Origin of the sequence: Pseudomonas sp. D4002, assembly GCF_013385665.1 — a bacterium.
In the GTDB taxonomy this organism is placed as follows: Bacteria; Pseudomonadota; Gammaproteobacteria; order Pseudomonadales; family Pseudomonadaceae; genus Aquipseudomonas.
Map to the genome: position 1 here is coordinate 1 of NZ_JACAPN010000074.1, position 2,801 is coordinate 2,801.

General features: G+C 60.3%; 3 protein-coding genes and 1 pseudogene. All 4 read left to right on the top strand.

Features of this window, described 5'->3' with window-relative positions; genetic code table 11:
* Positions 1–341 (top strand): annotated as a pseudogene (locus HX824_RS32335) (urocanate hydratase); the annotation flags it as partial.
* A gap of 100 nt (positions 342–441) precedes the next feature.
* Positions 442–1,164, top strand: coding sequence for an ABC transporter permease (locus HX824_RS32340; RefSeq protein WP_003220032.1), 723 nt, complete (start codon positions 442–444; stop codon positions 1,162–1,164).
* Positions 1,165–1,180: 16 nt separating this feature from the next.
* Positions 1,181–1,918: an ABC transporter permease gene (locus tag HX824_RS32345; protein ID WP_003220033.1), complete on the top strand. Its 738-nt coding sequence runs from the start codon at positions 1,181–1,183 to the stop codon at positions 1,916–1,918.
* Between the two features lie 17 nt (positions 1,919–1,935).
* Positions 1,936–2,727: an ABC transporter ATP-binding protein gene (locus HX824_RS32350; protein WP_003220035.1), complete on the top strand. Its 792-nt coding sequence runs from the start codon at positions 1,936–1,938 to the stop codon at positions 2,725–2,727.
* Positions 2,728–2,801: the final 74 nt, after the last annotated feature.

Here is a 2,801-nt window from a genome sequence, read left to right on the forward strand (position 1 = left end):
ACCTGGACTCCGGCTCGGTGGCGAGCCCCAACCGTGAAACCGAATCGATGCAGGACGGCTCCGACGCCGTGTCCGACTGGCCACTGCTCAACGCCTTGCTCAACACCGCCAGCGGCGCGACCTGGGTTTCGTTGCACCACGGCGGCGGCGTCGGCATGGGCTTCTCCCAGCACTCGGGCATGGTGATTGTCTGCGACGGTACCGACGAAGCCGCCGAGCGTATCGCGCGCGTGCTGCACAACGACCCGGCGACCGGCGTGATGCGTCATGCGGATGCGGGCTACCAGATCGCGATTGATTGCGCCAAGGAGCAGGGTTTGAACCTGCCGATGGTCAAGTAAACCAGGCAGGCAGTTGCACCCTTTGCTTCATGGACGTCGGGCAGGTTGAGACGGATTTCAAGGTTCCGGTGCTTTATGTGTTTTCGGTAGGAGTGACTTGATGAGTCTCATGCAGATGCTCAGTTTTGGCGACACGGGTTGGGGGATGGCCTTGCTCAAGGCCGCCCTCATGACCGTGTTGTTGACCCTTGCGGCGCTGGTGGTCGGTGCGCTGGTCGGCAGCCTGGTGGCCATGGCCAAGCTTTCCAAAAAGCGTGCCTTGCGATACCTGGGGGATGCCTATTCCATCCTGTTCCGGGGGATTCCGGAGCTGTTGGTGATCTACCTGTTCTATTTCGGCGGTGCCAGTGTGGTGACGGCCGTCAATCACTGGTTTGGCGGTGAAGGCTATGTCGATGTCCCGCCGTTCATGGTGGGGGCCATCGCCGTCGGATTGATCTCGGCGTCGTATCAGGCTGAGGTCTATCGCGGTGCCTTTATCGCGGTGGCCAAGGGTGAGCTTGAGGCAGCACTGGCGATCGGCATGAACCGCGCAACGCGGATTCGCCGGGTGCTGATCCCGCAGATCTGGCGGTACGCGCTGCCGGGCCTGGGCAACGTCTGGCAAATGAGCCTGAAAGACTCCGCGCTGATTTCGGTGATTGGCCTGGTGGAACTGATGCGCGCCAGCCAGGTGGCGGCGGGTTCCACGCGCCAGTACTTCACGTTCTACATCGTCGGCGGCGTGTGCTACCTGATTCTGACCGGGCTTTCGGGCCGTCTTTTCAATATTGCCGAAGCGCGCGTACAACGTACGCAGCGGCGCAATCCTGCACAGTCGTGAGAAGGGACCGTTTGCCATGATCGATTTCGCCTTTCTTGCCGACACCATGCTCAAGTTGCTGGGTGCCTTGCCCATCACCCTGGCCTTGTTTTTTTCGTCCCTGACCCTGGGGTTGCTGCTGTCGCTGGGCGTGGTGTCCATGCGCGTCAGCCGCTGGCCATTCCTCAGCTACCCGGCGCGTTTCTACATCATGCTGTTTCGCGGCACGCCGCTGATGATCCAGATGTTCCTGATCTATTACGGCCTGGGGCAGTTCCCGGCGATTCGCGACAGCTTCCTGTGGGTGGTGTTGAGGTCGCCTTATGGCTGCGCCGTGGTCTCCCTGGCGCTGTGCACCGCCGGTTACACCGCTGAAATCATTCGCGGTGGCCTGCTGAGCGTGCCTCAAGGGCAGATCGAAGCGGGGCAGGCGGTAGGCATGGGGCGTTGGACCCTGCTGTGGCGAGTGATCGGCCCCGTCACCTTGCGCCAGGCGCTTCCGGCCTATTCCACCGAGGCCATCTTGCTGGTCAAGTCCACCGCGCTGGCCAGCCTGGTCACCGTGTGGGACGTCACCGGCGTGGCGCAACAAATCATCCAGCGTACCTACCGCACCATGGAAGTGTTCATTTGTGCGGCGTTGATCTACCTGATCCTGAATTTCCTGGTGGTGCGTGTGGTGGCCTGGATTGAACATCGTCTGTCGCCCCATCTGCGTGAGCGGCCGAAAGACGTGCCGGTCAAGCAAACCCCCGAACCTATTTCTCATTCCTGATTGCAGCGGAGCTTGTCATGAGTACTCAGATTCAGAGCGCCCTTACGGTTAACAACATTCACAAGGCTTTCGGTTCGGCACAGGTTCTCAAGGGGATCTCGCTGGAGGCTCACAAAGGTGACGTGATTTCCATCCTCGGTGCCAGCGGTTCGGGCAAGAGCACTTTCCTGCGTTGTATCAACCTGCTGGAAACCCCGGACGAGGGCAGTATTGTGCTCGACGGCGAAACCATCGAGCTCAAGCGCCAGCGCAACGGTCGGTTGTTGCCTGGCAGCACGCGGCAGGTGGAGACCATGCGCAGCAAGCTGGGCATGGTGTTCCAGAGTTTTAACCTGTGGTCGCATATGACGGTTTTGCAAAATGTCATCGAGGGGCCGATGCGGGTGCTCAAGCGTTCGAAGGCCGAGTGTGTGGAGGAAGCTGAGCAACTGCTGCACAAGGTGGGGCTTTATGATCGCCGTGATTATTACCCGGCGCATTTGTCGGGTGGGCAGCAGCAGCGGGTGGCGATTGCCCGGGCGTTGGCGATGAACCCGCAAGTAATGTTGTTTGATGAGCCGACGTCGGCGCTGGACCCGGAGTTGGTGGGGGAGGTGTTGCGGGTGATGCGGTCGCTGGCCGAGGAAGGGCGGACCATGTTGGTGGTGACCCATGAGATGGGGTTTGCGCGGCATGTGTCTAATCGGGTGGTGTTTATGGCCAATGGGTTGATTGATGCCCAGGGCACCCCGGCGGAGTTGTTTGAGGGGTTGCCGACGGAGCGGTTTCGGCAGTTTGTATCGAGTCATACGCAGCGTAGTGCGGAGTAGTGGTTGGGTGTTGGTTGGGTTTGGGTATATATCCGTTGCTGCGGTAACGGCCACTTATGGTTTCGCTCTTACAG